Genomic DNA, 3,807 nt, shown 5'->3' with positions numbered 1-3,807 from the left:
TGCGCGGGCGGGCGACGCGGGCCGGGGCTTCGCCGTGGTGGCCGACGAGGTGCGCAAGCTGGCCGAGAAGACCATGACCGCCACCCAGGAGGTGGGCCAGGCCATCCACGCCATCCAGCAGAGCGCCCAGAAGAACGTGCGCAACACCGAGGAGGCCGCCCGGTCCATCGACGAATCCACGGGCATGGCCGCCGAGTCGGCCCAGGCCCTGCGCGAGATCGTGGGCTTCATCGAGCGCACGACGGACCAGGTCCGGGCCATCGCCACGGCCAGCGAGGAGCAGTCCGCCGCTTCGGAGGAGATCAGCCGCGCCATGAGCGAGATCAACCAGATCGCCACGGAGACGGCCCACGCCATGAGCGAGTCGCGCCGGGCCACCGACGACCTGGCGCGCATCGCCGCCGACCTGAAGGCCATCATCGACGCCATGCGCGGGGAATGACCCCGCCCCCGGCCCCCGGGCGCACGGCGCAAAACAAAGGGCCCCGGAGTCGATCCGGGGCCTTTTGTTTTGCGCGCGAGGCCGCGCCGCGGGGCAGGGTGGGCGCGCGGCCTGGGCGCGCGGGGCCGGGCATGGTGCTGGCGCCGCTGGGCGCGCGGGGCCGCGTCAGGGGCGGGCGGCCTTGGGAGCCTTGGCCCCCGGCGCGGCCTTGGCCGGCGCCGCCGGTGCCTGTGGGGCGGGCTCGGCGGGCGGGGCGGGCTGCGGCGCGGCCGGGGCCGCAGGCTGCGCTGCGGCCGGGGTGCGCGGCAGGTAGCGCCGCAGGCGCGCGGCGGCTCCCGCCGGATCGTCGCCGGGGCCCAGGTGGCGCATGACGCCCTTGGGCGAGAACCAGTGCCAGCCCTCGGGCTCGCGCAGCAGCCGCGCGCCGTTGGCCGCCAGGAAGTCCTCGGCCAGGGCGCGGTCCACGGCGTCCTGCATGTTCGCCAGCAGGCGCTGGTTTTCGAGCACGACGCCCGCCGTGCGGAAGATTTCGAAGGCCCCGTGGGCCACGTCCAGGAGGGGGAAGTCGGCGTCCTTGGCGCGGCCGGTGAGGATGCGCTCCAGGGCCGCCAGGTCCTTGCGCAGTTCCTTGATTTCCTCCAGGGCGAGGCCCCGGGCCTCCTCGGTGGCGTCCAGCAGGGCTTTGAACATCGGTGCGGCGGGCTGCATGGCGGCTCCCGTGGTTTTTGCGGTTGCGGGCGCGGGGCCCGGGGGCGCCGGGGTCAGCCCGCCCGGCGCACGATCTCCTTGGCCGGGATGAGCCCCGTGGCCGAGGCCGAGACGATGTTGCCAGCCACGCCCGGGCCGTCCCCGGCGACGAACAGCCCGGCCACGGGCGTTTCCAGGTGCTCGCTGGTGGTCACCTGCTTGGCGAAGAACTTGATCTCCGGGGCGTAGAGCAGGGTTTCGTCGTTGGCCACGCCGGGCACGGCGTGGTTCAGCTGTTCCAGGCCCTGGACGAGGTTGGTCACGATGCGCTCGGGCAGGGCCATGGCGATGTCGCCGGGCACCACGTCCTTCATGGTCGGGTTGATGTAGCTGTTGCGGATGCGTTCCCAGGTGCTGCGCCGCCCGCGGCGCAGGTCGCCGAAGCGTTGCAGGATGGGCTTGCCGCCGCCGATGAGCGTGGCCAGCCGCCCGATGGACTCGCCGTAGGCCTGGTTGTCGGAGACCGGCTCGGTGAGCACGACCTTGGACAGGAAGGCGAAGTTGGTGTTTTCGCTCTTCAGGTTCATGTTGGCGTGGCCGTTGACGCACACGAAGTCCTGGTAGTTCTCCAGGGCCACGAACCCGCCGAAGTTGGTGCAGAAGGTGCGGGTCTGGTCGTCGTATTTGCGGGTACGGATGAAGAAGGTCGGGTCGTAGACGATCCCGCACAGGTCCTGCATGATATCGTTGTGCACCTCAACGCGCACGCCGACCTCGATGCCGCGCTGGGTCACGGGCAGGCCCAGGCGCTGGACCACGCGGCCGACCCAGTCGGCGCCCACGCGCCCGGGGGCCAGGATGACGTTGGGCGCGTAGTAGCCGCCGCGCTTGGTGACCACGCCGGTAACCCGGCCCTCGTCCACCAGCACGTCCCGGACCTCCTCGGAGGTGTGTATCGTCACGCCCAGGGCCAGCAGGTCGTCGACCATGCCGTTGATGTGCCCGGGCAGGTTGTCCGAGCCCAGGTGCTTCTGCTTGATGATGAGCAGGTCCACGCCGTGGCGCAGGGCCTCGCGGCGGATGGACCGGGCGGCGGCCATGTCCGTGGGGAAGACCTGGCCGTCCATGCCGTAGGCGTTGAAGATGGCCTCGGTCTCGTCGATGAGGTCCTGGGCCCGGGCCAGGGGCATGAATTGGGTCAGGTCCGTCTTGCCCAGGATGGGGATGAAGTTCAGCTTGCCGTCGGAGAACAGGCCCGCCCCGCCCATGCCGGACAGGATGTTGCAGGGCCTGCATTTGACGCATTCCTGGCCGTGGCCGATGGGGCAATTGCGCTTCAGGGGCGCCTTGCCCTTTTCCAGGATCAGGATCCTGAGCTTGGAATTCCTGGCCAGATACCAGGCCGAGAACAGGCCGGCGGGACCGCCGCCGACGATGATGACATCGAAATGCTTGCCGGGGGTCTTGGGTGACATGAAAAAACGCTCCACAAGGGTTTGCGGGGGGCGCGGCCGGAAATTCGCGCGCAAAACCCTTGAGGATACGTTGCACAGGTCGGCGAGGAAAGCAAGACCGCGTTTCCCCGCCGACCCGGACCGGGCCTAGTCGTCCTTGGCCAGGCCGACCTGCCATTGGCTCCAGACCCTGCCCACCAGGGCCGGGCCGGGGGTCAGCACGGGCTTGCCCGGGCGCCAGCCCGAGGGCGTGGCCTGGGTGCCGCCGCTGGCGCGCACGAGCTGGAAGGCCTGGATCTGGCGCAGGGTCTCGCCCACGTTGCGGCCCACGGGCGGGGAGAGCACCTCGAACCCCTGGACCACCCCGTCGGGGTCGATGAGGAACCGGCCGCGCACGTCCACCCCGGCGTCCCGGTCGTAGACTCCGTAGATGCCGCCCACCCGCCCGGCGGCGTCGGAGAGCATGGGGAAGGGCACCGTGCCCGCCGTGACCATCTTCGAGAGCTCGTGGTCGACCCACATCTTGTGGACGAACACGCTGTCGGTGCTCATGGACAGCACCTGCACGCCCTGCTTCACGAAAGCGTCGTGCATCTCGGCGACCGCCGAGATCTCCGTCGCTCAGACAAAGGTGAAGTCACCCGGGTAGAAGCACAGCGAAACCCAGGAGCCGAGGTATTCGGACAGCGACACCGAGACGAATTCGCCCTGGAAGTAGGCCGGGGCTTCGAAATCGGGGGCCTTGCGCCCCACCTGGATCATGGGCTGGGTCATGAAGGGCTCTCCTGGGGTTGCGGGGTGCTGTTCGGGGCCTTGCGTCTGTGCGTCGGCCGCCTGGCTCGCGGGGCCTCCGGCGGGCCGCGCGCAGCCGATGGGTTTCGCCTTGGGCATGGGCACCTCCCTGGTTGTTGTATCGATTTTTACTATCGATGCAAAGTGTAGCAGCTGATAATATCGATAGCATAGCCGTTTCGCCTGCCGGTGTCACGCTTGGGGTAAAAAAGCGGACCACTCCGGCAGGGGGCGCCCTGCCGTGGGCAGGGGCGGAGCGGGAGGGACGGAGGCGGAGCGGGAGAGCGGAACGGGGGGAGCGGAACGGGCGGGGCGGCGCGGCGGGAAGGGGACGGCCCGCGCCGCACGGGGCTTCGGTGAACCACAGCGGCCGCGCGCGGGCTCCGGCGGCCCGGGCTTGCGCGCGAGGCCCCGGGGGAGCGCCGCGCCCGG

General features: G+C 70.5%; 4 protein-coding genes. 1 reads left to right on the top strand and 3 read right to left on the bottom strand.

From position 1 onward, the window contains the following. On the top strand, window positions 1-442 hold a 442-nt coding region (locus M0P34_RS14200; protein ID WP_291500278.1), incomplete at its 5' end, for a methyl-accepting chemotaxis protein. A gap of 165 nt (window positions 443-607) precedes the next feature. On the opposite strand, the gene M0P34_RS14195 is transcribed toward M0P34_RS14200, so the two are convergent. The 3 genes from M0P34_RS14195 to prxU form a co-directional block, all read right to left on the bottom strand. After that, window positions 608-1,150 (bottom strand): hypothetical protein, encoded by a 543-nt coding sequence (locus M0P34_RS14195; RefSeq protein WP_291500276.1) that lies wholly within the window; start codon window positions 1,148-1,150, stop codon window positions 608-610. A gap of 53 nt (window positions 1,151-1,203) precedes the next feature. Beyond that, on the bottom strand, window positions 1,204-2,604 hold the full coding sequence (locus tag M0P34_RS14190; RefSeq protein WP_291500274.1) for an FAD-dependent protein: 1,401 nt from the start codon (window positions 2,602-2,604) through the stop codon (window positions 1,204-1,206). A 126-nt stretch (window positions 2,605-2,730) separates the two neighbouring features. Further along, a complete protein-coding gene (gene prxU / locus M0P34_RS14185; RefSeq protein WP_291500272.1) occupies window positions 2,731-3,474 on the bottom strand; it encodes a thioredoxin-dependent peroxiredoxin in 744 nt (247 codons plus the stop codon). Between the last annotated feature and the right edge of the window lie 333 nt (window positions 3,475-3,807).

Origin of the sequence: Desulfocurvus sp. (genome assembly GCF_023230885.1) — a bacterium.
Lineage (GTDB): Bacteria > Desulfobacterota > Desulfovibrionia > Desulfovibrionales > Desulfovibrionaceae > Desulfocurvus.
This window is presented reverse-complemented; position numbering and strand designations above follow the sequence as displayed.

Coding starts and splice junctions, on each gene's coding strand:
- M0P34_RS14190 (WP_291500274.1), bottom strand. CDS start 2,604: ATGTCACCCAAGACCCCCGGCAAGCATTTCGATGTCATCATCGTCGGC.
- M0P34_RS14195 (WP_291500276.1), bottom strand. CDS start 1,150: ATGCAGCCCGCCGCACCGATGTTCAAAGCCCTGCTGGACGCCACCGAG.